This window comes from Candidatus Devosia phytovorans, assembly GCA_029202405.1.
Taxonomy (GTDB): Bacteria; Pseudomonadota; Alphaproteobacteria; order Rhizobiales; family Devosiaceae; genus Devosia; species Devosia phytovorans.
On sequence record CP119312.1, the window covers coordinates 3,182,867 to 3,209,461 of the forward strand.

Consider the following 26,595-nt stretch of genomic DNA (forward strand, 5'->3'; position numbering starts at 1 on the left):
ACTGCGCTCGCCCATGCCAATGCGCTTGTGGAAGCAAACCCCTCATCCGTCTCGGCTGCGCCGAGCCACCTTCTCCCTCAAGGGGAGAAGGTTGACGACTGAGAGTTCAGAGAAACAAATGCTCACCCCTCAACGCCTGACCATGCTGATCTTTTTTCTGCAGCCGATTGCTTTTGGATCGTGGTTGCCACGGATTCCGGATGTGCAGCAGGCGTTGGGACTGGGGCCGGCGGGACTGGCTGTGGCGCTGCTGGGGCTGCCCTGCGGGACCCTGCTGACGTTGCCGTTTGCCGGGCCGCTGGTGGGCAGGATCGGGCCGCGGGTGGCGATCATCCTGGGGCTGGTGCTCTATTCGATCGCGGTGAGCCTGCCGGCCCTCGCGCCCGATCCGATCATGCTCTTTGTGGCGCTGATGCTGACCGGCTCGTCGCTGTCCTTTGTCGAGCTGGGCCTCAATGTGCAGGCCGATGCGGTGGAAAAGGGCGAGGGCAAGCTGATCATGACCACGTCGCACGGCTGCTGGTCGGTGGGCATCATGGTGGGCAGCCTGCTCGGTTCGGGGCTGGCGGCACTGGGCCTTGCGGCGCAATGGGCGATCCCGCTGGTGGCGGTGGTCGTGCTGCCCATCGGGCTGGTGGTGGCCAATATATTGCCGGTTTATACGGCGGAGGCACCGGAGGGAGTGGAACAGCGTTCGGCCTGGGCCTTTCCGAGCTGGCCGCTGCTGGGCATCTGCTTTTTCGTCTTTGGCATCACCATGACCGAGGGCGCCATGGCCGACTGGTCGGCGATCTTCCTGCGCGATGCGCTGGGCGCCGAGGGCGGCATGGTGGGGCTGGGATATGCGGTGTTTGCCGCCATGGTGGCGGCCGGACGGTTCGGCGGCGATACGCTGAAGCGCGCTTTTGGCGCGATCAATACGGCGCGGATCTGCGGCACGCTGGCCGTGCTGGGCGCGGGCGTTCTTTATATTGCGCCGAGCGAAGCGGTGGCGCTGATCGGCTTCGGCATTATCGGCGTCGGCGTTTCGGTTGGCTTCCCGCTGGCGGTCACGGCTGCGGCGGGGCTCGGCGATCGCGCGCCGTCGGCCAATGTGGCGGTGCTGAGCTTTGTCGCCTTGCTTGGTTTCCTGATCGGGCCGCCGGTCATCGGCTTTGTCGCCGAGCATTTCGACATGCGGCTGGGCATTGCCTGCCTCGTGCCTGTTCTCATCGTCAGCCTGCTGCTGACGGGGCGGTTGGTTCCGCGCCGGTCGCAAGCTCACAATCCTGAAGCCGATATTGCTGGAGTCATCTGATGCGTATTGCCGTTGCCGGACTGCATACCGAATGCAGCACCTATAATCCCGTTCTCGCCCGCGAAGCCGATTTCAAGGTGCTGCGCGGACCGACGATGCTGAAGGACGCCTATTTCGATTTCCTGACGCATTTTCCCGCCGAGTTCATCACTGTGCTGCATGCCCGCGCCATCGCCGGCGGGCCGGTGGAGGGCGCGCTTTATGCGAAGTGGAAGGCAGAGGTGCTCGAGGGGATCAAGGCGGCGCTGCCGCTAAACGGGGTGTATCTGGCCATGCATGGCGCGATGTTCGTCGAGGGCCTGCATGATGCCGAGGGCGATTTCATTGCCGCAGTGCGCGAGCTGGTCGGGCCGGATGTGCTGGTCGCAGCGAGCTATGACCTGCATGGCAATGTGAGCCAGAAGATCGTCGATAGTCTCGACATCTTTTCGACCTATCGCACGGCGCCGCATATCGACGTGCCCGATACGATGCGGCGGGCGGTGACCATGCTGGTGCGGGCGCTGCGCACGGGGGAACGCCCGGTGGTCGGCTGGGCACCGGTGCCGGTGCTGCTGCCGGGCGAGCGGACGTCGACGCAGGACGAGCCGGCGCGGACATTTTATACGCAGCTGCAGGCAGTGGAAGATCCGAGCGGGATATGGGATGCGTCGTTCCAGGTGGGCTATGTGTGGGCCGACGAGCCGCGCTCGACCGCCTGCGCCGTGGTGACCGGCACGGACCGGGCGGCGATGGCGGAAGCGGCGCGGCACCTGGCGCAGGGCTATTGGGACATCCGCGAAGGTTTTGTCTTTGGCACCAAGGTCGGCTCCATCGAAGAGACGGTGGACTGGGCGGTGACATCGGGGACGTCGCCGGTGGTGCTGGCGGAGTCCGGGGACAATCCGACGGGCGGCGGCGTCGGTGATCGGGCCGAGGTGCTGGCGGCATTGATCGCGCGGGACGCACAGGGCGTGGTGTTTGCCGGGATTGCCGACAAGGCGGCGACGGACGTGGCCTATGCGGGCGGTGTTGGCGCAAAGGTTTCGCTTGTTATCGGGGCATCGCTTGACCCGTCGAGCAAGAAGGTCGAGGCGGAGGCAGAGGTCGTGTTCCTGCTCGAAGTGGATGACGCCCGTCTGCGCGAGGCGGTGGTGCGGATCGGCGGGATCGAGCTGGTGCTGACGGTGCGGCGGCGGCCGTTCCACAATATCCCGGACTTCACCAGGCTCGGGCTCGATCCCCGTACGGCGAAGATCGTCGTGGTCAAATCGGGATATCTGTCGCCGGACCTTGGGCCGATCGCCAATCCAAGCCTGATGGCGCTGTCGCCGGGGGTGGTGGACCAGTTCGTCGAGCGGCTGGAGCGCAAGCACAAGTCCATTGCGCAATATCCGTTCGACAGGGATTTTGCCTTCGTGCCCGAGGTGAAGTGGAGCAAGCTGGCGGGCTAGAACCAATCCCCGCTCCGATGCGTTGGGCCTGAAAGGCATATGCATCGGAGCGGACGATGGAATTTTCTGGCAAGACGGCATTGGTGACCGGCGCGGGATCGGGGATCGGCAAGGCGGCGGCGCTGCGGCTGGGGGCCGGTGGCGCCAATGTCGTGGTGATCAGCCGAACGCTGGAAGAGGTCGAAGAGACGCGCGACGAGATCATCAAGGCGGGCGGCAAGGCGCTGGCCCTCGATGCCGACGTGTCGGAAGAAGCCGAGATGAAAAAGGTGCTGGAGGCCACGATCGATGCCTATGGGCAGCTCGATATCGTGGTGGCCAATGCCGGGATCAACGGCATGTGGGCGCCGATCGACGACCTGACGCCCGATGAATGGGACCAGACGATTTCGGTCAACCTGCGCGGCACCTATATGACGCTGCATCTGACCGTGCCGCATCTGAAGGCGGCGGGCGGGTCGGTGATCATCGTCTCCTCGATCAATGGCAATCGCACCTTTACCAGCGCGGGCGCCACGGCCTATTCGGCGACCAAGGCGGCGCAGGTGGCGATGGCACAACAACTGTCGCTGGAACTGGGGAAATACAAGATCCGCGTCAATGCGGTGTGCCCGGGGGCGATCGACACCGAGATCGACGAGAATACCGACAAGCGCAATGTCGAGCAGGCGGAAGTACCGGTGGACTTTCCCGAGGGCGATATTCCAATCACCGGCGGCAAGCCGGGCGAGAGCAAGGACGTGGCCGATGTCATCGCCTTCCTGGCGTCGGACGCGGCGCGTCATGTGACTGGAGTGCCGATCTATGTCGACGGCGGGCAGTCGCTGCTGCGGTGAGGTGTCTCAGAGCGAGAGGTCACAGCCTTCGAGGAGACTGCCCAAAGCATTCTTCATGCCGGCCGTATCGAAGAAGGCGGTGACCGGTTCGCGGTCGGCCGGGGTGGTCTGGGCCACGAAGGTGGGATTGGCCACCATTTCGGCCAGCAGGCTGGTCGAGAGGCTTGGGGAATAGGTGGCATCGCCGCTCGACGAGAGCGTCCAGCGCTGGGTCTGGGCCGGCTCGGAGCCGAAGCGGACAACGACGTCCTGGAACTGGTTGTCGGTATTGCCGAGAAAGTGGCCCCAATAGATATAGGCCTGGGCCTGATGGGACTGGCAGCGCGCCACAAAGGTTGCCGGGCCGCGGGGGCGATACTGTTCCTCATCGGCCTGCAGGCGCACGACGATGGTTTCGGAGCCATCGAGGTGATTGATCTCGCTGCGCACGGTCCATTTGCCGGTGCCCGCCGTTTCGGTCGCAGTAGCGGCAATGGGGGCAAAACCGGCCTCGGTGGCCAGGGCATCGAAGCAGTCGAGGCGGCTGAGTTCGCCCGGAATGATGGCGCAATTGGCGAGTTCGCCATCCTCGACGCCGAGGGTTGTCGCTGGTGACGAAGTGATGATGCCAACCAGTATAAGTCCAGCGATCCGACCAAGCATCATCGCACCTCCTATCCCGCAAGCATGCGCCGACAAAGATGTATTTAACGATTACTTAATCTAGCAGTTGAAACCCGGTGGTCCAGCAACAAATGCGGCGCCAGCCGTGTTGCGAACAGGAATTTGACTTCAGGGCACAAGAACCGCTGAAACTGAGCCACGCACGAATACACACGGGCAGCATGCCTGCCACGCCAAGGATGCATAACTCTTAACGCAGCAAACCGCAGCAAACAAACAACAAGTTTCGCAAATTCAAGTACTTACTGCTTTACTCAAATCAACATATCGGCTGGATTGGGTCAATTTATAGCTGAACAGTCATCGTCGATCGCCTGCAGTCGACACAAATGCAAACCATTCTGGCAATAGTTCCAGAAGCGTCGCCACGGAGTGTGTTCACATCTGTTTGATGGGGAGACGCAGAGATGATGCCCGTGGAACGCGACAGCCTCCAGCCCGCCTCGATCGAGGCCAAGCCGGTGCCTCACGTGGTCCACGAAGTGGGAGAGGGTGGCATTCCCTCGATCGTTCCGCTGTGGCCCGCACCGCCCATCCCCCAGCCAGCCAATGACGATGGCTATGGCGACCTCGAACGGCAGCTCGATGAACAGCGCAGGCTGCTGCTCACCTCGGCGCAGCGGCGCGTCGCCGCGCTGCGGCGGCTGACCGGGCTGCGCCGGATCAACGAAGACCTGCAGAATTGTTTCCATGGCTTGGAACGCGTGCTGCCGCCCGATGCGGCGGGGCTGAGCCTCACCTTCCAGGACGAGCCGGGCGTGCCGGACAGCAAGCTGACGCTGGGCTGGTCGAGCAATGGGCTGGCGCAGGTGCTGCCGGTGTCGAGCACCGGAATTTCTGCCTTCGAATTGCGGCTCAGCGATATCCGTGCCGGACATGGCGCGACGCTGCATGTGCATCTGGTGTCGCCCGATGATCACCGGGTGGTGGATCGCTGGACCGTGCCTCTGGAGGATACGAGCGCGGGCTGGACGATGTTCTGCCTGACGGCGCCGATCGTGGGGCCGACGCATGGGCTGGAAGTGCGGCTCGATGTCGAATGCGACGAGGATGTGCATGTGGCGCTATCACTGGGCGCAGGCCAGACCGTGGCTCCGTTCCGGGCGCGCAACCCGGTGCTGCAGGTGGATGCCTCGCCGCGCGGATTGGCGATGCGGGTGTGGTGTGGCGATGCGCATGGCTCGTTCGGGCGGCATGGCAATGCGCTGGTGGCCGACGGTCGCCGTTCGGGCGCCGACGGGCTGGTGGATGTGCCGCTGTCGCCGGGGCTGATCGCGCAGGTGCAGCATGTCGATGCCGAGCCGGCGGTCGGCGATTTCAAGGCGGTGAGCTGGGTGCCCTACCGGGTGGCGGTGGCCTGTCATCCGCCCGCGCATGGCTTCACCCTGGCCTGCCTGCCGCTGCCATCGGGCATGGCGATCCGGGGGATCGGGCTCGATGTGGAAGTGGGCAACCCGAAGTCGAGGACCGTCGAATTTGCCATGGTGGTGGCAAGCGATGCGGAGCGGGCGAAGACCTTGCTTGAGGGAACGGCGACGACGGGGGCGGAGGAGAGTTTTTCCGGCTGGGTAGCGGCCGATTTCGATGCCGGCTCGAGCCTTCTGGTGCAGCAGGCGCGGCCTTTCCCGCGCGGGAGCCGGGTGTATCTGGCGACCCGCATGCTGGTGGCGGGCAACAGGGATTATGCCTGGGCCCGTTTCCGTCGCATTGCGCTCAAGGTTCATCTGTGACCGTCCGCCCCGCCCTTGCCTGCATGGCAGCCTGGGTGGCCATGCTGATCCCCGCCGGGGCCGACGACGTGCTCGTCGGCGTGGGCATCACCAATATTTCCTGGCAGCAGGCGCCGGCGATATCGAGCACGCTCGACGCCATCAGCGAGGCGCGGTTCGAGGCGGTGCGGATCGCCTGGAAGGGTTCCATTGAGCGCAGCCAGATCGCGTTGCGTGACGCTTCGACCAAGGGGCTGGAAACCTTGATCGTGCTGCCGTTGACGGATGGGCCGACCTCGGAGCCAGAGGCGTTGGCGCGGCAGGCATCGGGCGACTTCTTTGCAGTGCATGGCCTGTCGCGGCTCGACCTCACGCGGCTGGAAGCACAGGTCGACGACATGCTCGATTTCGTCGTCGCCGAGGACATTGCCGTGGCGGGGATTGAGCTGGGCAATGAGCTCAACTGGTCGGGCTTCAACGGCGACCTGCCGCTGGCACCGAGCGGTGCGTGGATCGAGGCAATGAGCCAGCTCGATGCACCCACGCAGCAGGCTTTCGCGCGTGGCGTGGATCGCTATGTGGAAGCCATTCGGCTCGTCGAGGCGGCGCTGCGCGCGCGCGACATGGATGTGCCGGTGGTGCTAGGGGCGATGGCCGATATCGATGGCCAGTTCGTGCGGCAAAGCGGCGGCATGCTGGTGGCGCCTGACATCGTCGTCGCCATGCTGGAGGCGCGCGGGGCGTTGGCGCTGACCGATGCCGTGGCGGTGCATCTCTATGCGCCGCTGCGACTTGATGTCGAGACCGACGCGCGGGCCGGGATGCTCGGGCAAGTGCTGGATGATTGCGGCACGCCGGCACTGGGCGGGCAGCCGTGCTGGATCACCGAATATGGCATTGCCCAGTGGCAGGATGCCTGTGACGTCAGTGACGAGGCGCGGCGCGACGCTATTGCGGCGCTCAATCAATATCTGTCGCAGCCGGGCAGCGCCGCGCGCGTGCCGGCGACCTTCTTTTACGACTGGTCCGATAGCGCCCATTTCAGCCTGGTGCGCTGTGGCCGGCTCAGCACGCTGGCACAGGACGTGACCGGCGGGATCAACCCATCATGAAGACTGTTTCACCTCGCAGGCTTTTCAACGGAGATCGTTGCTCATGCGCACATTGAACCTTTCCGTCATCGGCGGCTCCAATACGCTGATGAACCCGGGTTACTTCCCGCAAATGCTGGCCAAGGCCGAGCAACGGGGCACCAATGTCAATGTGATTGCCAACCTGGCCATCGGCGGCACGACCAGCGCTGCCGGGCTCTACCAGCTCAAGACCACTGACGTGCTGGAAAAGAGCGACGTGCTGCTGGTGGCCACGACGATCAATGACAACTGGATCTATGGCAATGAGCGCCGGCCGTTCCGCCACTGGGCCCGGCTCTACGAGGGCATCATCCGCTATGCGCTGATGCGCAATCCAAAGCTGGTGATCTGCTCGGTGATCCTGGGCACCAATAATGGCACCTATCTCGAAGCCGTGCCGTCCATCGAGGCCGGCATCTACTATCTGTCGTCCTGGTATGGCGTTGATGTTATCGACGTCAATCGGCACCTGCTGACCCATTATGGTCGCGCCGTGGTGCAAACCCCCGATTTTTACCTCGACGAGGGGCACTACCAGCGGCCGATCGCCACTTCCATCGTGGCCGAGATCGTGACCGAGCAGGTGCTGGCCGCCGTGGCGCGCGGGCCGCGTACGGCCGCCATGCCGCCGGCGGTGGATGCCAAGAATTTTGCGCATGTCTCGACGATTTCGGCCGGGACGCTGCGCGACATCTCCGGCGTGCCGCTGGTGCCCTACAAGAGCCGGCTGTTCGAGGCCGAGGCGTTCGAGATGGGAACGCGGGAGATGTCATTCCGCATCGAGGGCGGCAAGCTGGCTGGCATCATGTATGCCTGCGAGCCGCGCACCGGGGTGATGAGCGTCACCTATAATGACAAGCCGATCAATGTGGCGACGCAGAAGTCAGGAGTGCAGAGCGGACAATTCTGCTTCCTGACGTCGATGATGCTGGGTGACTTCATCTATGGCGATATTCTCGATGAGGACCAGTCGGGCACCTATCGGATGAAGCTGCATGGCGGCCCGGCGCCTGACGACCTCAAAATCCCGGCGAGCTGCCAGCCCCACCCCGGCGAGGACAGCGGCAGCAGCTTTGCGATCCTGGGGATCATGCATTCGGGCGTGATGCATGACCTCAGCATCAAGGATCTTGCCCAGGCCGAACCGACCGAGAAACTCGAAGCCGAGCGGAGCGCCGCATGAGCAACCTGGCCCTGCTCCCATCGCAGCCTCAAGCCACGCCAGCCGAACCCGCTTTCGATCCCGCAGCGCCTGTATTGATCGCCGTCGATATCAATGACGATGCGCGCCGCCCGCCAAAACACAATTTGCTGGTGCTGGAAGATTTCCAGGCCGGACTACCGGTGTTTTCCGTCGCTGGTGAAAAGCGACCGATCATCCTGCATGCCCCGCCGATGCTGCTGTCGGCGGTTTTGACCAGCCTGCCGACGAGCCCTCTGGTGCGCAAGCTGCTCGCCTGGCTGGAGACGGTGGGCGCTTGGCGCGTGCCGCTGCTCGACTGGCGCCGGGGTACCGAAGTCGCAGCGCTGCGCCAGATTACCGAAGAGCTGGGCCGGCAGGCGCGGCTTGGCATGCAGCGGCAGCGGCAGGTCGCGGCGGAAGTGACGCGCATGCGAGCGATCAATGCCGAATTGCAGCACCATTTTCTCGTGGCTGAAAGCAGCCTGCTGCGCAGCGGCGCCATGCCGCTCGACATTGCCTTCAGCAACGAGCCGATGACCGAGCCCGTACACGTGATGTCGCTAAGTGACGTGGAAGCGGGCGCGGCGCAGATCCTGCCGGTGCAGAGCAATGGCGTCAGCGCAGTGGGCATTCATCTCGCCCAGACCAGCGAAACGGTTTCGGGGAGCCTGGTGGCGCAGCTCACCTCGCTCGAGGACGGCCGCCTCATCGAGCGCTGGAGCATCCGGGCGACGGACCTCGTGCCAGGCTGGAACGTGCTGGCACTCAGCCGCGCCATTTCGGGCCAGAGCCGCACGCTGGAGCTGCGCCTGTCGCGGCTTGCCCCTGACGATCGCCTGCCGCCGATATCGCTGGGTAGCGGCCAGCCGATCCTCAGCTTCCAGATCCGCGATGTCGCCTCGGGCACGCCCATGCTGCGCAACAGCATGGCGCTGCAGGTGTGGCGGGGCCTGCCCGGCGCCGTGCTGCCGGGCTGGTTCAAGGCGCATCAGCCGCGACGGAACAAGGGCCGGCAGGCCGGCTATGTCGATATCCCCCTGCCCCCGGCAGACCTGACGCAGGTGGAGCATGCCAATCCCGAGCAGGTCAGTTTCGACTTCCCCGGCGTGGTGGGACCACTTGGTGAGCGCGCCATCCTCTGCCATGCGCCTGTGCATGGGGTGACGCTGGCGCGGCTGCCAACCCTGGTGCCGCAGGGTGCGATCCGCTTTGCGGCCTCGGCCTTTATCGACAACCAGCAGTCGCGCGACGTCGACTTTGCGCTGATCCTTGCCGCGGACACGGCGCAGGCCCTGGCGCTGGCCGAGGGCACGGCGACGCCTGAGCCGCACGAGGCCTTTTCGGGCTGGACGCAGGTTCACAACCGACAGGTCCGGCGGCTGTCGGCCTTCCGCGAAGACAGTTCAGGCGATGCCCTGTTCTTTGTGGCGACGCGGATGACAAGGCAGGGCGAAAACAGTTTTGCCCGCTCCCGTTTCAAGGATCTCAGCGTGATGGTGCAGGCATGAAGAACGATCTCGTCGACCATCTCGAAGACGCCGCTGCCGATCCGCGCCGCGACCCGGCCGTGGTGGTCATCATCCCGGTGTTCAAGCATTCGGGCCTGCTGGCCGAGGCCGTGGAAGCGGTGCTGGCGCAAAAGGCGCCCTTCCCGATCGCCACGGTGATCGTCGACGATGGCTGCCCCTTCCCCGAGACGGCCGAGATTGGCCAGGCCTATGCCATGGCTCATCCCAATGTGTTTTACGTCCGCAAGCCCAATGGCGGGCTGAGTTCGGCGCGCAATTATGGCATCGATTTTGCGCTGCGCAATTTCCCGGGCTTCGAGGCGATCTATCTGCTCGACGCGGACAATCGCATCACGCCCAATGCGCTGGCGACGCTCTTCGCCTTCCTCAAGGAGCGCGGCGACATCGACTGGGTCTATCCCAATATCGACAAGTTCGGCATTGCCTGGAGCGGCAATTACACCACCGACTATTCCCGCCTGCTGCACCTGACCTTCGACAATATCTGCGAGGCGGGGAGCCTGGTGTCGCGGCGGCTGGTGGCCTCAGGCGTGCGTTTCGACGAGACCATGAAGGCCGGCTTCGAGGATTGGGATTTCTGGCTGCAGGCGATCGGCAAGGGTTTCAGGGGCGCCAACCACCCCTATTTCGGCTTTGAATATCGTCAGCGTGCCGAGAGCATGCTGCGCGATTCCAACCGCACCCGCGAAAACATCCTCTCCTATATCCGGCAGAAGCATAAGGCGCTGTTCGAGACCGACTATCTGCTGGCGGCCGAGCATGACGAGGCGCCGCGCTATGCCCATGTCGGGGTCGGCACCTATCTCGTGGAAGCCTTCACCGATCCGCAGGCGCCGCATCGCGCCGACAAGCTGGATGAATTCGTCCGCCGCTTCTGGGCGGCCCGCAACGAGCCGGACAGTTTCGGCACGCCGCCATTCCTGTTGTGGATGAGCGACCTGCATCGCCAGGCGCTGGCGCGGTTGGGGCTGGTGCACAATATGCTCTGGCTGGGCGAGCGCCTGTCGGAACAGTATAATTTCGTCGCCATCCGCTTCGAGACCTCCAATGCCAAGTTCGAGGTCTCGGTGAAGCCGGTCACGACCGATGCGCCACTCAAGGGCAAGCTGGTCGGCTGGATGACTTCGCAGTCGATCGTCACGGCCTGTGTCGATGACAAATCCGACGACTGGGCGCGCACGCTGCGCAATGGCGTGCCGTCGCCAACGGTGGTGGAGCTGGTGATCAAGGCGCCGTTCAGCCTGGTCGAAACCCAGGGGACGCTGCTGTCGCCGACCAATGCGCTTCTGGCCACGCTCGGCGCCTTGCGCGATTCCGACTATCACACGCAGCGTCAGCCGCAGCGCTGGAACTGGCGCCAGCCCTATCTGCCCAATCGCAGCCGGTACTTTGAACTGTTGCGCCAGGCGCTGAGCGCCGGTGCGATCATGCCGCGCCTGCCCAGCGGGGAAAAGAAGCTGCGCATCGGCATGCTGCTGCCGGTCGCCAGCTTCGGCGGGGTGGAAAAGGTCGCCTTTGCCATGGCGCGGGTGCTGAAAGCGCGCGGCTGCGAGGTGCATCTCTTCGTGCTGGGCAAGCCGATCTACGAGCGGCACAAGGAAAATGACGGGCTGTTTGCCTCGATCAATTTCCTCGCCGCCGATTATCCCATCTGGGGCGGCGCGCATACGTTTGCCGGCCATGAGCTGCTGATGGAAGGCGACCACAATGCCATGGCGCCGGACCTGATGGGCCTGCTGTCGGGGCTCGATGTGGTCATCAACAACCAGGTCGCCTCGGTCAATGCCGTGCTCGGCAGCCTGCGTCGACGCGGCGTCAAGATCATCAACTATATCCATGTGCTTGACCGTACGGCGCAAGGGCGGCATGCCGGCCACCCCTATCTCGCGCTGGCCTTCGAGCATGTCTATGACCGGATCCTGACCTGTTCGGACGAGATGGTGGAATGGCTGCACAGCATGGGCGTGCCGCAGCCCAAGCTGACGCGGATCGACAATGCGCCCAGCTATGCGCTGGCGCCATCCGAACGCGACAAGGTGCTGGAGGCGCGTCGCCAGCCCCAGGAAGAGCGGCCGCTGCGGGCGCTGTTCCTGGGGCGCTTCGACTCGCAGAAGGGCATCGAGCGGCTGCATGCCGTGGTGCGCCACACCAAGCGGCTGGGCGCCGGGATCGACTGGCGCATCGTCGGGCGCGATGTGCTCGACGCCGATGCCGGGATTTCCTGGCAGGCGCGGTTCAAGGAGACCGGCGCGCCCGTGCTGCCGCCGCTCTATGCCGCGGCGGATCTGACCAAGGCTTTCGCCTGGGCCGACGTGGTGCTGCTGCCGTCACGCTGGGAAGGCGCGCCGCTGACCATTCTCGAAGCACAGCGGCTCGGCTGCGTGCCTATCGCCACCGATGTCGGGGCGGTCAACGAGCTGATCGAGCATGGCAAGGATGGGTTGGTCATTCCGCATGAGAATGATGGTGGGGTGATCGACGGCTTTACCCAGTCGCTGATGGCGCTGGCGAAGGACCGTGACGAGTTGACCCGGCTGTCGGACGGCGCGGCGGTGCGGGCGGCGTCGCTGGACTGGGATATCTCGGCCCAGCCGCTTTATGCGGCGCTGGCCGAGTGGTTTCCGGGCAAACTCGACTGGCGGCCGAAGCCGGCGCGCCGGCTGATCAGTATCCGCTCGGATGTGGTGGGGCGTGGGGTCAGGGAACTGGCCGGGTAGTGCCGGCTCAGACGGCCTGGGCAGGGGCCATGCGCCCCTGCAGCAGGGACTGATAGAGCCGGCGGTGCCAATGAGCGATGGTGGCGGCATCGGTTGGCGGCACCACGCCGGCACGCATGCTGGCCCAGAGCGAGGGATCGGCAGCGCGCATGAGGGTTTCGGCGAGTGCCGCGCTGTCGCCGGCGGTGAAGGTCAGGCCATTGCGGCCATGGGCGACCTTTTCGGCCATGCCGCCGATAGCGCTGGCGATGACCGGCAGGCCCTGGCTGAAGGCCTCCTGGATGACCAGTGGCGAATTTTCCCACCAGATTGATGGCACGACGACCCAGTCAGCCCGGCGCATGAGCGCCGGCAGCGTGACGCTATCATAGGCGCCGTGCAGGGTGACGCGGGCGCCGGCTCTGTCGATCAGCGCGGCGATCTTGTTCTGGAAGTCGGCAGGCTGCAGTTCGAGATGGGCGCCGTGAATGTCAAGCGTGCTGCCCTGCCAGTCCGCGTCGGACAGGCTCGCGACGGCTTCGAGCAGGACATCGATCCCCTTGAACGGTGTCATCTGGCCGAAGAAGGCGAAGCGGCCACGCTTTCCGGGGCGACTGTCACGGCGCGTTTGGACCGGAGCCGGCAGCGGCACGGCGTTTTCGATGGTGATGATGCGCGAGGCCGGCACGCCCCACTCCACATAGCGTTGCGCGAGGAAGGCGCTGGGGGCGATGAAGCCGTCGAGCAGCGACAGCATGGCGCGCAGAGCGCGTTCGCGGCGGAGGAAACGGGCTGCGGTGATTTCGGGGAAACAGCTGGCGCAGTCGCTGGCGCTGGACCGCTCGCAGGCCGTGCCGTCGGTCTTCATCATCTGGCCGCGGTTGTGGCAGATGGCGATGAACTCATGCAGCGTCAAAAGGATGGTCGCGTCCGGAAAGCGCTGGCGCAGTCCGAAGAGCGCATCGGCGCCAATGCCGAGGATATGGTGCAGGTGGATGACCTGCGGCTGGAAGGCGGTGAGCTGGGTGAGCAGGTGGTCAAGCTGGCCTGGCTCCCGCTGCAGGAGGGTCAGTCCGTCGAGCCGACCCGTGGCAAAGAGTTCCCCTCCGATACCGGGGTGGGTCGGTGGCGCTGCGGCCAGATGCAAAGCCTCGACACCATCCAGTTCTGCCAGCGCAGTGTGCAGGGTCAGCGCTGCGATTTCGGCACCACCGGGCGATAGCGCGGGATGGCCATGGGAGATGGTGGCAACCCGCATCGCCCCGGTCATGCGCGGTCCGCCCGGATCTTGGCTGCAGCCGCGTCGGCGCGGCGCAGCAGGCTGGCGGATGGATGGGTGGCGCTGCCATTGAGCATGTCGACATCGAGCGCATCGACGCGCTGCAGGCGCTGTTCCAGCGCCGCAAGCCAGGCGCGGGATTTGCTGGTGCGGTCGAGGAAGGTGCCAAGACTGTCAAAAGCATCGAGCAGAGTGTCGCGCGAGGCGAGGCAGCAATCGGCGCCGGGGTGGAGGCGGGCGCGTTCGCGCTGGCTCGATTGGGGGCCGAAGCTGGCGTGGTCGAACTGGTTGGGGACCAGCACGGATGGCCTTATCGGATGGGCGGCGGTGAGAAGCGCCAGCCAATCCATGGCATCGGGCACGATATCGCAGGCGAGCAGGCACAGGCGCTCGGCTTGCGCCGCCAGCACGCCCAGCGCCAGGGCATCGACATGGTCGGCGATGGCCTCGCCAAAGACCAGCGTCACCCTGAGGCCGAAGAAGTCAGAGCGTTGCAGGATGTCGCGCTCGCTGGCGGCCAGTTCCATGGCCGGTGCGGCGATGATGATGGGCGTGTTGCGCGAAAGCGGTTCGGCGGCCAGAGTTGCCAGATGGGTGGCGACGTCATGGGCATCGCCATGGCAACCGATAACCAGAGCGAGCGGCGCGTCGCGGTCCAGGCCTTTCCGATTTCGGCGCAGGATAACTGGGCTGGCCGGCTCGAGCCTGGCCAATACCGGCGCGACGAGCTTTTCCGCCACATCCATCGAAGATGGCAGTTCCGGATCGATGCCGTTGAGCAGGCCGGTGAGCAGGACGCGGGCATTGCCGCGGCGCGGATCGAGCGGCGCGTGCAGATTGCCCGAGGCGGTCACCAGCGTCAGATGGGGATCATCGATGGTGTCGAGGCCCGAGACCAGCGCGGTGAAGCCGCAGTGATCGCCGCTGCCGGCATAAAGCGCGAAGCGCGGTTCCAGGCTGATGCTGGCCAGAACGTCGGCGCGGCGACGGACCAACCAGTCCTGGCTGATCGGCAGAGCCTCGGTTCCCGCCGAGAGCTCTACCTGGCGGACGAGGCCTTCCGGATCGAAGAGCCAGCCGCTGACCAGCATGGCGCCGCCGTCGAGCGCCACGCAATCATCCACGCCCAGCCGGATCGGCAGCGGCGACGTGGCTATACTGTCTGTGCCGTCATAGCGCGACGCTGCCTCGGCCAGAGGCGCGCTGTCGTGCTGCGGGCGGGGCCGCGTGGCGCGCAAGCGGGCGCTGGCCTGCCGCTCGTCGAGCAGCAGGCGCTGTTTATAAAGACCAAGGCCGGTGCCGGCGCTGAGCTGGATGGCGAGCACCGCTTCGGCAAGGATCGGCGCATCGAGTTCGAGCAGGCCGGCAAAGCCGGTGTCGGGACCGACGTCAGGGCGGTCCGACCAGGCGGCGAACCAGCGGGCTTCCACAGCGCGGTCAGCGGTGACGACCAGAATGATCGCCCCCTGCCCCGCCTGCTCTTTCGCCCAGCCGCCGACGAAGAGTTCGGTGGCGCCGAGCTGGCCGATGGACTCGATCAGTCCGACCATGGCCGGGGCAGAGGGGCGGCTGTGGAGCGGGGTGGCACCGGCCATGATGCTATTTGAGGAACATGACGAGGACGGCGCCGGTGACGAAGCCCAGCATGGTGGCCAGCATGATGACCAGCGGCTTGACCTCGCTGCTGCCCACTTTCTGCAAGGTTTTGAGGCTCCGATCGAAGCCACCCAGGGTGACATCAAAGCGCGACAGGAACACTTCCAGCGAGGTGACGCGGGTGGCGAGGTCGGATTGCGCCGATGCCACCTGGCTGACGGCGAGGCCGATCTGCCCCTCCTCTCCCGCCAGGGCATCGATGCGGGTGGTCATCTCGCGCTGGCCGAACTGGGTCTGGCGCTGGGCGGCGATCAGCAGTTCCATGCGCTCCAGCACGCGGGCCAGAGGCACGGCAACGGCGGCCTCGGCGGCGCGTTCGTCGCTGCTGGGAATGCGCAGGGTGATCGCCTCGGCATCGGACGCCACAGCGCGGATCGAAAGACGCTGCAAAAGGTCCGGCAAGTTGTCGTCGACCTGGATGTCGAAGGCGTAGGAGCCGTCGCCGATGCCGTTGCGGCGCAGGTCGACGCGGGCGCGATCGGCCGTTGCCGTGGCGATGACGCGACCATCATAGATGGCCTCGATGGTCAGCCGTTCAGTGGGGCGTTCGGCGTGCCAGGCCCAGCCGAAGACATGGCCGGCATCGATGGCGTCGACGCGCCCCTGCATGCGCTGCAGGACGGGCGTGGTTGCGGTGGTTGGCGTCGGCGCCACTATGGCTTCGCTCATCATGCGACCTCGTAAAGCATGGGACGATTGGCGGCGAAGAGCGCGAGATGCTCGGCGGCGCAGTCGTCGATGGTGCGTTGCTTGGGAATGGCGGCGGCGAGCCTCGTGTGCAGGCCCGGCTCCTCGATGGCGCGGCGCATGACGCGGGCCAGGTCGATGGGATCATTGGGCTGAGCATGGAGGCCCGTGACTTCATGATGGACCATTTCCGCCATGCCGCCAATGCCGCTGGTGATCACCGGGCGGCGATGCTGGAAGGCTTCCTGAATCACCAGAGGGGCATTTTCCCACCAGATCGAGGGTACGATGGCCCAGTGCACCGCTGCCATCAGCGCGGGAATGCGATCGCGGCCATAGGGGCCGATGCGGACAAGATTGCCGCCGAGATCTTCCGACAAGCGGTCAAGTTTTTCTGTGAAGGCGGGGCTTTGATATGGGGCACCACCGTGGACGCGGAGTTCGAAATCGAGGCCGCTGTCGCGCAGGATCTTTGCCGCCTCAAGCAGGCCATCGACGCCCTTGAAGGGGTTGAGATTGCCGAAATAGCCAAATGTCGTGCGGACGCGGTTGAGCAGCGTGGGCGCCTCGGCCACTGCCGGGCGGGCATTGTGCAGCACGGTGATGCGATCGGGCGGCAGGCCCCATTCGACATAGCGGTCGCGCAGGAACTGGCTGGGTGCGATGAAGCGATCCACGGCCTTGAGCAGGGTTTTGAGGTTCCGCTCGCGCAGCAGGAAGCGGTCTGCGCCGATATCAGGGAAACAGGCATTGCAGGCCGAAGGGCTGGCCGTGGTGCAATGCTCGTTGGTGCGGTTGCGCAGCATCAACCCGTCGCGATGGCAGATCGGGTAGTAGTCGTGCAGCGTCAGGACGATCTCGGCCTTGGGCAGGACGCGGCGCGCCACGAACGGCAGTTCAGCGCCGGCCAGCAGCAGGTGGTGCAGATGCACGACGTCGGGACGGTAGTCGGCCAGCAGCCGCGCCATGTCCTGCATGGTGCCATAGCTGTCGGTCTGGCTCATGTAGAAGCGGTCGAAATGGCCCGCCCAGAGCACGACCTCGTCACCCGAAGGGCCTATGGTCTGAAAGCTGGTGCCCGGGCGCTGCTTGCGGTGCAGATCATTGGTGGCGGCCACAAACAGCGCTTCGGCGCCCTGGCGCTTGTAGGCATGGAACAGGTCGTGGGCGAAGATTTCAGTGCCGCCGGGATGGAGCGCGGGATGGTTGTGGGCGAGGACGAGCACGCGCATCAGCTGGCCTTTCCTGGCTTGGTGGCAACCAGAATGTCCTGAAAATGGGCCGCCGGCGTGCCGCGCCAATGGCCGAGACTTGTGGTCTCCACCTGGAGCCCTGCCGCCACCAGCACCTGTTTCAGCCAGTTATCGTCATACGCGACAGCGCCAAAGGATGGCGCCGATGCATCGACATACCAGTCGGGGCCCGTTTCGGTGCGAGCGAAAGGATAGGGCCGGTCGGGGCGCGTCGCCGCCATGGCCACGTCATCCATGATGAAGCTCGTCACCATGAAGCGCCCGCCGGGCGCCAGCACACGCGCTACTTCGCGGGCATAGACTTCCACTTCATTGGGCGGCAAATGCGTCACCACCGAGACCATGAAGGCAAAGTCCACGCTGTTGTCGCCGACCGGCAGGATCAGCGATTCCCCGCGCAGCAGTCCGTTGGGATTGTAGATGTCATGGGCGATGTCGAGGTGGCGGAAGCGGAAGTTGGGATAGGCCGGAGTGATGGCGCGCTGCGACCAGGCAATCCCCTCGCGCACGGGGTCGAGGCCGAGATAGCTGGCTTCGGAGTTGAGATATTGCGTCAGCGGGACGGCGAGACGGCCGAGGCCGCTACCGATATCGAGTACGCGATGCTGGGGCAGCACGCCGCCGATGATCACGAGATGGGCGAGGAATTCGGCACCGATGGCGCGGAAGTCGCCGTCGCCGACAAAGACGCTGTCCGGTTCGGGCGCCGGCAGGAAGCGGTTGTTCTGCACCGAACGGACGAGCCATTCGAGTTCGAGGGCACTGATGGTGGCGGCCTCGCTGGATGCGCGGGTGGGAAAGGCCAGGGCCGTCATGCAACTCTCCTCGGTTGAGCGGCGGGCGTGACGGCCTCGGCCATCAGTTCGGCCATGGCGTCGCTCCAGCGCTGTTCATGCAGCCAGGAATTGTATTGGCTGGCGACGCCCTGCATGTAGTCGCTGCTGCTGGAGATCGAGCGGCGCTCAAGGTGATAAAGCTCGGCCGAGGGGACATAGGCGATCTCGAAGCCCGCCGCGCGGATTTTTAGGCAGAGGTCGCTGTCCTCGTAATCGCCGATGACATAGTCCTCGGTGAAGCCGCCGACTTTTTCGAAAATGTCGCGGCGGGTGACCACGCAGGCGCCGGTGACACCGGGCACGAGGCGTTCCTCGCCGGCAGGGCGATAGTGGCGCGGCATGCCCTTGTAATAGTGGTGGTTGAGCCAGCGGCCCCGATGGTCGCGGTGGAAATAGAGCCCGGCATGCTGGATGGAATCGTCCTCGAACAGCAGCTTCGGACCGACTGCGCCAATGCTGGGATCATTGAGGCGGCGGATCAGTTCGCCGACCCAGCCGTTTTCGGTGGGGATGACGTCGGAGTTGAGCAGGACCAATGCTGCGCCGCGGGCATGGGCGGCACCGCGATTGTTGGCGATGGCATAGCCGCCATTGCGCGGCATGACGGCCAGCGTCATGGGCATGCCATAGACCAGGTGCAGGCCGGTCAGCATGTGTTCCACCACAGCGGCCTGCTCGGGGGAATCGAGTACGAAGATGACTTCGCAGCGATAGGCGATCTGCGGATCGGAGGCGAAGGCCGCGATCTGGAAGGGCAGGAATTCGAGCACCTTGTAGAGCGGAATGATGATGGAGACGAGCGGATCGTCGACCGGGGCGCCGAACTGCCTGATTTCGGCGGCGCCGACGGTTGCCTTGGCCGCATCCTGGAATTCAGTGATGATGGGAGCCAGACAGGTGCTGATGATATGGTCGTTGAGCGCCTGCGGCAGCACCGAGCGCAGCGCCGCAGCGCGGGCGGCAGGCCAGTCAAGCTGCTGCACGGCCGGCGTCAGCAGGTGGCGCACGCCGGACTTGAGCCGCATCAGGAAGCGCGGCTGCAGCAGCGGCCCGGTGACAGCGGGGACAAAACCCAAAAGGCCCGTCGCCGCCGTCGGCTTGCCCTCGGCATTGGCGATCTGGCCGGGAAAGGTGACCGTCACCGCATCGAGGCTGATCGGGGTGTCATTGGGTCCCAGCACATCGAAGCCTTCGATGAAGTCGGACGGGTCGCGATACCAGCCGCTGAACAGCATGCCGCTCTTGCCGGCGAGGGCCAGCTCGATCTGGGCGCCCGGCAGCATGGGGCCGCCATTGACTGCGGCAGGCTTGAGCGGGCAGCGCAGCTGGAATTCCACCGAGGCTGCGCGGGCTGCGGGCGAATGGGCGTTGAGCAAGGCGATGCATTCCTCGCGCAGGCCGGGCTCGCGATGGCCCTGCTTGCGCCACCAGGCCTCGGCCGACGGCGCGGCCGCGCTGCTCCAGCGCCGCAGCAGCATGCCCTTGGTGCCGCGGAGGACAAGAAGCCCCTCGCCAGCCTCGGGCGTGTCGACAAAAAACCGGCGCGTGTTGGCGCGATCGCCCGTCGGTGTGGCGGCAAGCGATTTGAGCTTGAGCGGGATGATGGCGTCGCCATCGACGATATAGCCTGATTTGACCGGCCCGAACTGGCGCGGCACCTGGGTCTCGAAGACCAGGGCCCGGCCGGCGCCGAGCAGCGGCACCACGCGGGCGGCATCGCCCTCCGGAGCGGGCAGCAACCTGCGCAGCGTGGCGATGAAGCCCTTGTCGCGCTGCAGGTGGAAGAGATTTGGCCAGGCGCTGACCAGCGCATTGGCGAGCGACATGCGCCCGGCCGGGGTCAGGCCGTCAAAGATGGTGTCGCTGATCGGCTTGGCAGTTTCGCGACTATAGGCCACGGGCGTCGAGCCCAGCCCGCCGGCGGCCAGCATGAAAGTGGTGTCTTCGTCCGTACGGCGCAGGGCAAAGACGAGACGCGTGCCGCCGTCGGTCTGGGGCACGCGGAGGCCACTGAGGGGCGTGATCACTTCGCCAAAGGAGCCGGTCAGCGTGCTCTGGCCCTCGATGGGGACCGCAGGCGACCAGACAGCGAGCACGACGCGCGCGCTCAGCGAGACGAAACAAGGATCGGGGAATGCCACTGGTTGAGTCTCCGTACCGAAACTGCGCCATGCAATCGACGTGGAAGCGCCCGGAGGCGCTTCCTAGAAGTGTCAGGTAACCGAGAAGTAGGAATCTGGATCGTCCTGGATGTCCGACAGGCTCACGCCGCGCAGCAGAACGGTGTCGCCATTGCCCAGGTTGATCAGGGTGTTGTTGCCCACGGCGATCGCATTGGCAGCAACGTCGGCGGCCGTGGCAATGCCCGAGCCATTGATGTCGCCTTCGATCTGGAGCACGTCTTCACCAGCCTGGAAATCGATGATGACGTCATTGCCGCCACCGCTGCTGAAGACATAGATGTCCTGACCGGCACCGCCGGAAAGGATGTCGCCGCCGGCCCCGCCTTCGAGGATATCGTTGCCGATACCGCCAAGGAGCACGTCGCCGCCGTCACCGCCAGACAGGTAGTCATTGCCCTCGCCTCCGAGGAGAATGTCACTGCCCTTGCCGCCGAACAAAAGGTCGTCGCCAAAGGAGCCGTCCAGCAGGTCGTTACCTGCATCGCCCGACAGATAGTCATTGCCGAGACCGCCGAACAGGGCGTCGTCACCCTGCTCGCCGTAGATGATATCTTCGCCTGCTTCACCGAAGATCGTGTCGTTTCCTGCACCGCCGAAAACGAAATCATTGCCGCCGTGAGCGAGAATGATGTCGTTAAACTTGCTGCCCAAGAGCACGTCGTCGAAGGCACCGCCTTCCAATGTCGCCATAGCCGCTTCTCCTGTATGGGACTCTGTGTCTAGCTTCGGAATGCCAATGCGTAAAAATTAAGCAACATTGGCTATAGCAGGAAAGCTCAAGTATTCGTGATCTGCAATATAATCTTATTTAACGGAAACAATAACTTGGAGGTAATTTGCCGTTAACCAATGCAGTTTTCGCATAGATCGAAAGACTAAAAATTACTCTTCGTGGAACGACCGGGAAATACTGTCGGTTATTGGCGACAGGAAATAGTCTATTGCGCGCCTAGGCTTATTGAGGATCAGCAAGTCTGCCGGCATGCCGGGATAGAGTGCAATGTCCGGCGCGGCGGCGAGAGCGTCCTCCGACACAGTTGCACGCACCACATAGAAGGCCGTGGACGTCCGCTCATCGACGGATTGGTCGGCTGCAATATAGGAAAGGCTGCCATGCAAAGGTGCCGTTTGCCTCATGCTGTAGGAGGGTAGACGCACCTGAACGTCGGCGCCGACCCGCACCGCATCGATGTCGCGCGGGTCGATGCGGGCTTCGATGATGCGTTCATCAGCGTCGGGAATGATGTCCATGATGGGCTGGCCCGAGCCGATAACGGCGCCGGTGGTGGTGACCTGGATATTGGTGACGATGCCCGCGGCGGGTGAGACGATCTCGACACGGCGCAGCACGTCGGCGGCGGCGGTGACGGTTTCGTCGAGCCCGCTGAGCTCGATCCGGGCGGCCTGGATGGCGTCGGCAATATCGCTTTGCCAGGTGGTAACGGCGCGGGAGAGTTCAAGCTCGGCGCCGGCCTCGGACTGTTCGGCACGCGCCCTGGCGCCAGCCAGTTCGCCGGCATCGCCGACGAGGGCGCTGAGCTTGCCCTGCAGGTCGACCAGCTGAGTGCGGGTGGCGAGGCCATCATTGACCAGCGAACCGATGGCGGTGATCTGGCTGTCGATCAGCGCCTGTTGCTCGGCATTGGCCTGCAATTGCGCGGCGGCCGAACCGGCGTCGGCCTGATAGACGGCGACCTGCTTGCGATAGACGTCGAGGCTGCGCAGCTGGGTTTCCCGGCGCTGCTCGAACAGCAGGGTTTCATTGCGCTGGATGTCGCTGGCATAGGGCGTATCGCCACTCAGCAATTCATCGGGGAAGGTAATGGTTGGCGCGTCGATCTGTTCGGCGCGCAGCCGCGCCAGCCGCGCCAAAAGGCCAGTGCGGCGGGACTGCAATTCAAGCAGATTGGCCTGGGCCTGGGTATTTTCGAGGCGCAACAGGGGTTCACCGGCGGCGACGGCCTGGCCCTCGCTGACCAAAAGGTCGCGAAGAATGCCGCCCTCGAGATGGCTGACGGTCTTGCGGCGGGTGTCGACCACCACCGAGCCCGAGGCCACCGAGGCGCTGTCGAGCTGGACGGTATAGCCCCAGACGAGAAAGCCGCCGAAGCCGGCGAGAATGGCGAGGCTTCCGGCAAGCATGTTGTTGCGGAGCGATGGTACCCATTCCCGGGTCTGCCCACCCTCGAAATCCGTCGCTTCAGCGGTCATTTGCGGTTCCCGATCATGGCCACGCGGTCTTCGCCGATCCCGCCACCGATGATGGCGGAGATGGCTGCCGTCGGCCCGAGCTGCCAGCCCTGGTCCTTCTGCAGAAGCAGGAGCTTGTCGACCGACTGCAGGATGGCGGGGCGATGGGCGATGATGATGACGATGGCGCCATCGGCCTTGAGCTGGTCGATGACGCGCAGCAAGGCCTGTTCGCCCTCGGCGTCGAGATTGGCATTGGGCTCGTCCATGACGACGAGCCGTGGCTTGCCATAGACGGCGCGGGCGATGCCAATGCGCTGCTTCTGTCCGCCCGAAAGGGTCAGCCGCATGTCGCCGGTGGTGGTGTCATAGCCGAGCGGCAGCCGGCCGATCATTTCATGCACGCCACTCATGCGGGCCGCCCGGATGACTTCGGCCGGATCGCCTTCGCGCAGGCGCGAGATATTATCGAGGATGGTGCCCTCGATCAGCGACACCGATTGCGGCAGATAGCCGACGGCGGCGCCGAAGGAATTGCGCTCGGAAGTGAAGGCATTGTGCCCGCCGAGGAAAACGCCGCCCGAATTAGGCCGCAGCACGCCGACCAGCAGCCGGGCCAGCGTCGACTTGCCCGTGGCGGAAGGGCCGACGATGCCCAGCGCCTCGCCGGGCGAGAGGCTGAAATCGAGGCCCTTGAGCAGCGCCGTGGAACTGCCGGGCACGGCATAGGTCAGGCGTTCGACGACGAGATCGCCGGTCGGGGTGGGCACCGGATTGGTCTCGCGATCGACCGCCTCGCTGCCCAGCAGCGACTGGATGCGCGACCACGCGGCCGTGGCATTGTTCCACTGCCGCCAGTTTTCGATCATGGAATCGAAGGGCTGCAGCGTGCGGGCCATCAGGATGCTGGCGGCCATCATGGTGCCGGGGGTGATCAGGTGGTCGATGATCAGGATGGCGCCGACGCCGAGCGCTGCGACCTGCATGCCGTAGCGCACGACCTTGGAGGCGGCGGCGATCACCTTGTTGCGGCGCATGCCCATGTCGAACATGTGGTCGGCGTGGTTCTGCGACGACTGCCAGCGGCGGCCGAGATCGCGCATCATGCCCATGGCGTCGATGGCATCGGCCTGGCGCAGGCTGCCGCCGACCGAGGCCGCAACCTCGATCTGGGCCATGTTGGCATCCTTGAGCAGCGAGCGCGAGACGAGGTCGCCGATCAGATTGAGGGAAACGATCAGCACGGCGGAGACCAGCGAAATCAAGCCGTAGATGGGATGAAAGGCGGTCAGCGTCAGCATGAAGATGGGTGACCAGATGGCTTCCATCGGCGCGCCGGCGGCACCGGTGGCGAAGAAGCCGCGCAATTCGGAAAGGTCGCGCAGCGCCTGCGTCGCCCTGGACGAGCCCTCGCCCATCGAGGAGCGCAAGGAGCTTTCGATCAGCGGCAGGTTGAGCTGACGGACGAATTGGGCGCCCAGCGTCAGCATGCCGGTGCTGCGGATATATTCGAGGAAGCCGTAGAGCAGCAGGCCGCCGGCGACGAGGATGGTCAGCATGGTCAGCGTGTCGAGACTGCGGCTGTTGAGCACGCGATCATGCACCTGCAGCATGTAGAGCGGCACCAGCAACTGCAGTGCGTTGAGGAAGGCGCTCAGGATGCCGACATAGAGCAGGCCATGGAAGATCGACCTGCGTGCATGAGCAACCATCGACTGATGGCCGGAGGTATACTTGGGTCGACCCATACGACAGCCCTCGATCGTCACGCCGAACAGCTAAAATCCAATTCAACTTGCTTGGATTTAGCTACCCAATAGCAATGCGCCGAAAGTTATTTGGTAATTCAATATATAGACGTTCCAATTTTATGCATGCGCGGCGGTGCTGATTTGAACGACATGACGAACAACTTGGGATGAGCGATATCCTCTTCGTCCACCGCCATGGTCCGGGGCAGTTCGTGCATCTCGCTGGACATCTGGCAAAGCTCGGCAATCGGGTGACGCTGCTGTGCGAGACCTCGGATGTGGCGATCCCGGGCGTGCGGGTGATCAAGCACCGCTCCATCAATCCCAGCGAGTTCGACGGCACGGCGCCGGCCTATCAGCTGCGGCTCGGGCAAGAGGTCGCCAAGGTGCTAGACGCGCTGCGGCGTGCTGAAGGTGCGCCCGATGTCATCATGGGACATGGCGGTTGGGGGAGCCTGCTGTTTGCCAAGGACATCTTTCCCGACACGCCGCTCGTTGCCTATTGCGAATTCTTCTACAAGGCCAAGGGCGCCGATATCGGCTTTGATCCAGGCGTGCCGACGCGCTTTGCCGATATCGCCAAGCTCAAGGGGCGCAATTTCGCGCAATTGGCGACACTGCCCAGCGTGGATGCTGGCGTCAGCCCCACCCAGTGGCAGCGCAGCCTTTTTCCCAAGGCCGCGCAGGCCAATATCGGCGTGGTGCATGATGGCATCGACCTCGGCTTCTGCCGTCCCGATGCCAATGCCCGGTTCACCCTGCCCAATGGCAAGGTCATCGCTGCGGGCGAACGTGTCGTGACCTATGCCGCGCGCAATCTGGAGCCCTATCGCGGCTTTCCGCAGTTCATGCGCGCGGCGGCGGCGCTGTCGCGCATCGACCCGACGGTAACCTTTCTCGTCGCCGGCAGCGATGGGACGAGCTATGGGCCGGGCCCGGCACAGGGCGGATCGTGGCGCGATGTCATGATGAAAGAAACGGGAATGGATCCAAGCCGCGTGCATTTCCTCGGCACCCTGCCCCACGCCGCGCTGATCAAGCTGTTCCAGGTCTCGGCAGCGCATGTCTACCTGACCTATCCCTTTGTCCTCTCGTGGTCGATGCTCGAGGCCATGGCGTCGGGCGCGCTGATCATCGGGTCGCGCACCGCCCCGGTGGAGGAGTATGTGGAGCACGGACGTTCGGGCCTGCTGGTGCCGTTCTTCGAACGGGATGCGCTGGTCGGCGCCATGCGGCAGGCGCTGGACAATCCGGCCGCCATGGCGCCGCTGCGGCTGGGGGCGCGCAACACGATAGAAAAACGTGCGGGACTGGAGGACAGCTTGCGGCGGCAGGTCACTTCGCTTCGCCAGCTCGTGGGCCGGCGGCAGCTCGCGGTCTAGTCGAAGAAATCCGGTGGCGGCGCCGCCACCGTCTCAGACAGGGCCAGTACGCGGTCCACGGTTTCAGGGCGGCCCGAGGCATAGCGATCCCAGGTCGAGCCAGTGCGAATCAGTTTGGCAGGTGCGCCGCCGATGACGCTGAAGCGTGGGCAGGACCTGGTGACCAGCGAATGCGCCCCCACCACCGAGCCCAGGCCGATGCTGACATTCTTGCCAACCGTGGTGTTGCGACCCAGCCAGACATGGGGTTCGACCAGCACGCTGCCCGGCAGATTGACGCGCTGGCGGCTGGCTATGTCCATGACGGCGTGTTCGTCATGGGTCGAGATGTGGATGCCATTGGCGAACATGGCATCATCACCGATGAAGATGTGGCGCTGGTCGCCGGACAGCACGAAAGTCGCGCCATTCGTGGTGGACTTGGCGCCGACAAAAAGCGCGGCGCCGCTTCCCCAGATCTGGGCGCTCATCTGACCGGAATGGCCGACCTCGGCAATGCCGCCGGTCAGCACGACGGTCTGGTCGGTGCCCATGAGCCGAAGATCACCGCAAAGGGTCAGGTCGCGCCCCAGCACCACAATGGCACCCCGGGTGCGCGGCTTGGTGTGGATGCGCAGTGGCCGCGTCAGCACGGCGCCGGCTTCGAGCACCACGATATTGTTCTCGTCCCATGCGTCTGACTGTAGCGCGAGATTGTCCACCGCACCTGCGGCAATTTCGGCAAAGGAGAACCAGCGCGCATCGGCCAACTGCGGTGCGCTGTAGCCCGGCGTTCCGATCAGGGCGTGGCGATAGAGTGTCCTGGTCGGTTCTATGGCAATCCCGGAAGCGATCGCGGACATCGAGGGCTCCGTCCAGACATGCACCTCCCGACTATAAATTGACCGGACAGCGCCGAT

Annotated in this window: 20 protein-coding genes; 9 read left to right on the plus strand and 11 right to left on the minus strand. The window is 64.7% G+C overall.

The window, feature by feature from the left end; genetic code table 11:
- Positions 1 to 118 precede the first annotated feature (118 nt).
- The 3 genes from P0Y65_15730 to P0Y65_15740 are packed head-to-tail and all read left to right on the plus strand — an operon-like array spanning position 119 to position 3,566.
- Positions 119 to 1,297 carry an MFS transporter gene (locus P0Y65_15730; GenBank protein ID WEK03628.1) on the plus strand — a complete coding sequence of 393 codons (1,179 nt, stop codon included), beginning with the start codon at positions 119 to 121 and terminating at the stop codon, positions 1,295 to 1,297.
- The gene (locus P0Y65_15735; protein WEK03629.1) at positions 1,297 to 2,730 is read left to right on the plus strand and encodes a M81 family metallopeptidase; all 1,434 of its coding nucleotides are present in this window, start codon (positions 1,297 to 1,299) and stop codon (positions 2,728 to 2,730) included. Before P0Y65_15730 ends, P0Y65_15735 begins: the two co-directional genes overlap by 1 nt.
- 56 nt (positions 2,731 to 2,786) lie before the next feature.
- A complete protein-coding gene (locus P0Y65_15740) occupies positions 2,787 to 3,566 on the plus strand; it encodes an SDR family NAD(P)-dependent oxidoreductase (protein ID WEK03630.1) in 780 nt (259 codons plus the stop codon).
- A 6-nt stretch (positions 3,567 to 3,572) separates the two neighbouring features.
- Here P0Y65_15740 and P0Y65_15745 read toward each other — a convergent pair whose 3' ends face one another.
- Positions 3,573 to 4,211: a type VI secretion system-associated protein TagO gene (locus P0Y65_15745; GenBank protein ID WEK03631.1), complete on the minus strand. Its 639-nt coding sequence runs from the start codon at positions 4,209 to 4,211 to the stop codon at positions 3,573 to 3,575.
- A 425-nt stretch (positions 4,212 to 4,636) separates the two neighbouring features.
- Here P0Y65_15745 and P0Y65_15750 point away from each other — a divergent pair, with 425 nt between their 5' ends.
- The 5 genes from P0Y65_15750 to P0Y65_15770 are packed head-to-tail and all read left to right on the plus strand — an operon-like array spanning position 4,637 to position 12,500.
- Positions 4,637 to 5,959 (plus strand): DUF6212 domain-containing protein, encoded by a 1,323-nt coding sequence (locus tag P0Y65_15750; protein WEK03632.1) that lies wholly within the window; start codon positions 4,637 to 4,639, stop codon positions 5,957 to 5,959.
- Positions 5,956 to 7,050: a hypothetical protein gene (locus P0Y65_15755; GenBank protein ID WEK03633.1), complete on the plus strand. Its 1,095-nt coding sequence runs from the start codon at positions 5,956 to 5,958 to the stop codon at positions 7,048 to 7,050. Before P0Y65_15750 ends, P0Y65_15755 begins: the two co-directional genes overlap by 4 nt.
- 43 nt (positions 7,051 to 7,093) lie before the next feature.
- Entirely contained in the window at positions 7,094 to 8,254 is a 1,161-nt protein-coding gene (locus tag P0Y65_15760) for an SGNH/GDSL hydrolase family protein (protein ID WEK03634.1), read from the plus strand.
- The gene (locus P0Y65_15765; protein WEK03635.1) at positions 8,251 to 9,762 is read left to right on the plus strand and encodes a DUF6212 domain-containing protein; all 1,512 of its coding nucleotides are present in this window, start codon (positions 8,251 to 8,253) and stop codon (positions 9,760 to 9,762) included. The genes P0Y65_15760 and P0Y65_15765 overlap by 4 nt, the downstream gene beginning before the upstream one ends.
- On the plus strand, positions 9,759 to 12,500 hold the full coding sequence (locus tag P0Y65_15770) for a glycosyltransferase (GenBank protein WEK03636.1): 2,742 nt from the start codon (positions 9,759 to 9,761) through the stop codon (positions 12,498 to 12,500). The genes P0Y65_15765 and P0Y65_15770 overlap by 4 nt, the downstream gene beginning before the upstream one ends.
- 7 nt (positions 12,501 to 12,507) lie before the next feature.
- On the opposite strand, the gene P0Y65_15775 is transcribed toward P0Y65_15770, so the two are convergent.
- From P0Y65_15775 to P0Y65_15815, 9 genes are all read right to left on the minus strand, one after another.
- Complete coding sequence (locus tag P0Y65_15775; protein ID WEK03637.1) at positions 12,508 to 13,749, minus strand: glycosyltransferase family 4 protein; 1,242 nt, start codon at positions 13,747 to 13,749, stop codon at positions 12,508 to 12,510.
- Positions 13,746 to 15,353 (minus strand): hypothetical protein, encoded by a 1,608-nt coding sequence (locus P0Y65_15780; protein WEK03638.1) that lies wholly within the window; start codon positions 15,351 to 15,353, stop codon positions 13,746 to 13,748. Before P0Y65_15780 ends, P0Y65_15775 begins: the two co-directional genes overlap by 4 nt.
- A gap of 4 nt (positions 15,354 to 15,357) precedes the next feature.
- On the minus strand, positions 15,358 to 16,083 hold the full coding sequence (locus P0Y65_15785) for a hypothetical protein (GenBank protein WEK03639.1): 726 nt from the start codon (positions 16,081 to 16,083) through the stop codon (positions 15,358 to 15,360).
- Positions 16,083 to 17,333 (minus strand): glycosyltransferase family 4 protein, encoded by a 1,251-nt coding sequence (locus P0Y65_15790; GenBank protein ID WEK03640.1) that lies wholly within the window; start codon positions 17,331 to 17,333, stop codon positions 16,083 to 16,085. The genes P0Y65_15785 and P0Y65_15790 overlap by 1 nt, the downstream gene beginning before the upstream one ends.
- Complete coding sequence (locus P0Y65_15795) at positions 17,333 to 18,169, minus strand: class I SAM-dependent methyltransferase (protein ID WEK03641.1); 837 nt, start codon at positions 18,167 to 18,169, stop codon at positions 17,333 to 17,335. The genes P0Y65_15790 and P0Y65_15795 overlap by 1 nt, the downstream gene beginning before the upstream one ends.
- Positions 18,166 to 20,331 (minus strand): glycosyltransferase family 2 protein, encoded by a 2,166-nt coding sequence (locus P0Y65_15800; protein WEK03642.1) that lies wholly within the window; start codon positions 20,329 to 20,331, stop codon positions 18,166 to 18,168. Before P0Y65_15800 ends, P0Y65_15795 begins: the two co-directional genes overlap by 4 nt.
- 72 nt (positions 20,332 to 20,403) lie before the next feature.
- Positions 20,404 to 21,063 carry a calcium-binding protein gene (locus tag P0Y65_15805; protein WEK03643.1) on the minus strand — a complete coding sequence of 220 codons (660 nt, stop codon included), beginning with the start codon at positions 21,061 to 21,063 and terminating at the stop codon, positions 20,404 to 20,406.
- A 192-nt stretch (positions 21,064 to 21,255) separates the two neighbouring features.
- The gene (locus P0Y65_15810) at positions 21,256 to 22,584 is read right to left on the minus strand and encodes an HlyD family type I secretion periplasmic adaptor subunit (GenBank protein ID WEK03644.1); all 1,329 of its coding nucleotides are present in this window, start codon (positions 22,582 to 22,584) and stop codon (positions 21,256 to 21,258) included.
- On the minus strand, positions 22,581 to 24,311 hold the full coding sequence (locus P0Y65_15815; protein WEK03645.1) for a type I secretion system permease/ATPase: 1,731 nt from the start codon (positions 24,309 to 24,311) through the stop codon (positions 22,581 to 22,583). The genes P0Y65_15810 and P0Y65_15815 overlap by 4 nt, the downstream gene beginning before the upstream one ends.
- A gap of 170 nt (positions 24,312 to 24,481) precedes the next feature.
- Here P0Y65_15815 and P0Y65_15820 point away from each other — a divergent pair, with 170 nt between their 5' ends.
- Positions 24,482 to 25,696, plus strand: coding sequence for a glycosyltransferase (locus P0Y65_15820; GenBank protein ID WEK03646.1), 1,215 nt, complete (start codon positions 24,482 to 24,484; stop codon positions 25,694 to 25,696).
- On the opposite strand, the gene P0Y65_15825 is transcribed toward P0Y65_15820, so the two are convergent.
- Positions 25,693 to 26,538 (minus strand): acyltransferase, encoded by an 846-nt coding sequence (locus P0Y65_15825; protein ID WEK03647.1) that lies wholly within the window; start codon positions 26,536 to 26,538, stop codon positions 25,693 to 25,695. The two genes, P0Y65_15820 and P0Y65_15825, sit on opposite strands and share 4 nt — an antisense overlap.
- Positions 26,539 to 26,595: the final 57 nt, after the last annotated feature.

Excerpts from the sequence above, each read along its gene's own strand:
- P0Y65_15735 (WEK03629.1), top strand. The coding sequence starts at position 1,297 with ATGCGTATTGCCGTTGCCGGACTGCATACCGAATGCAGCACCTATAAT.
- P0Y65_15750 (WEK03632.1), top strand. The coding sequence starts at position 4,637 with ATGATGCCCGTGGAACGCGACAGCCTCCAGCCCGCCTCGATCGAGGCC.
- P0Y65_15820 (WEK03646.1), top strand. The coding sequence starts at position 24,482 with ATGAGCGATATCCTCTTCGTCCACCGCCATGGTCCGGGGCAGTTCGTG.
- P0Y65_15825 (WEK03647.1), bottom strand. The coding sequence starts at position 26,538 with ATGTCCGCGATCGCTTCCGGGATTGCCATAGAACCGACCAGGACACTC.
- P0Y65_15740 (WEK03630.1), top strand. The coding sequence starts at position 2,787 with ATGGAATTTTCTGGCAAGACGGCATTGGTGACCGGCGCGGGATCGGGG.
- P0Y65_15810 (WEK03644.1), bottom strand. The coding sequence starts at position 22,584 with ATGACCGCTGAAGCGACGGATTTCGAGGGTGGGCAGACCCGGGAATGG.
- P0Y65_15775 (WEK03637.1), bottom strand. The coding sequence starts at position 13,749 with ATGACCGGGGCGATGCGGGTTGCCACCATCTCCCATGGCCATCCCGCG.
- P0Y65_15815 (WEK03645.1), bottom strand. The coding sequence starts at position 24,311 with ATGGGTCGACCCAAGTATACCTCCGGCCATCAGTCGATGGTTGCTCAT.
- P0Y65_15805 (WEK03643.1), bottom strand. The coding sequence starts at position 21,063 with ATGGCGACATTGGAAGGCGGTGCCTTCGACGACGTGCTCTTGGGCAGC.
- P0Y65_15730 (WEK03628.1), top strand. The coding sequence starts at position 119 with ATGCTCACCCCTCAACGCCTGACCATGCTGATCTTTTTTCTGCAGCCG.
- P0Y65_15795 (WEK03641.1), bottom strand. The coding sequence starts at position 18,169 with ATGACGGCCCTGGCCTTTCCCACCCGCGCATCCAGCGAGGCCGCCACC.
- P0Y65_15760 (WEK03634.1), top strand. The coding sequence starts at position 7,094 with ATGCGCACATTGAACCTTTCCGTCATCGGCGGCTCCAATACGCTGATG.
- P0Y65_15780 (WEK03638.1), bottom strand. The coding sequence starts at position 15,353 with ATGGCCGGTGCCACCCCGCTCCACAGCCGCCCCTCTGCCCCGGCCATG.
- P0Y65_15770 (WEK03636.1), top strand. The coding sequence starts at position 9,759 with ATGAAGAACGATCTCGTCGACCATCTCGAAGACGCCGCTGCCGATCCG.
- P0Y65_15790 (WEK03640.1), bottom strand. The coding sequence starts at position 17,333 with ATGCGCGTGCTCGTCCTCGCCCACAACCATCCCGCGCTCCATCCCGGC.
- P0Y65_15745 (WEK03631.1), bottom strand. The coding sequence starts at position 4,211 with ATGATGCTTGGTCGGATCGCTGGACTTATACTGGTTGGCATCATCACT.
- P0Y65_15785 (WEK03639.1), bottom strand. The coding sequence starts at position 16,083 with ATGAGCGAAGCCATAGTGGCGCCGACGCCAACCACCGCAACCACGCCC.
- P0Y65_15765 (WEK03635.1), top strand. The coding sequence starts at position 8,251 with ATGAGCAACCTGGCCCTGCTCCCATCGCAGCCTCAAGCCACGCCAGCC.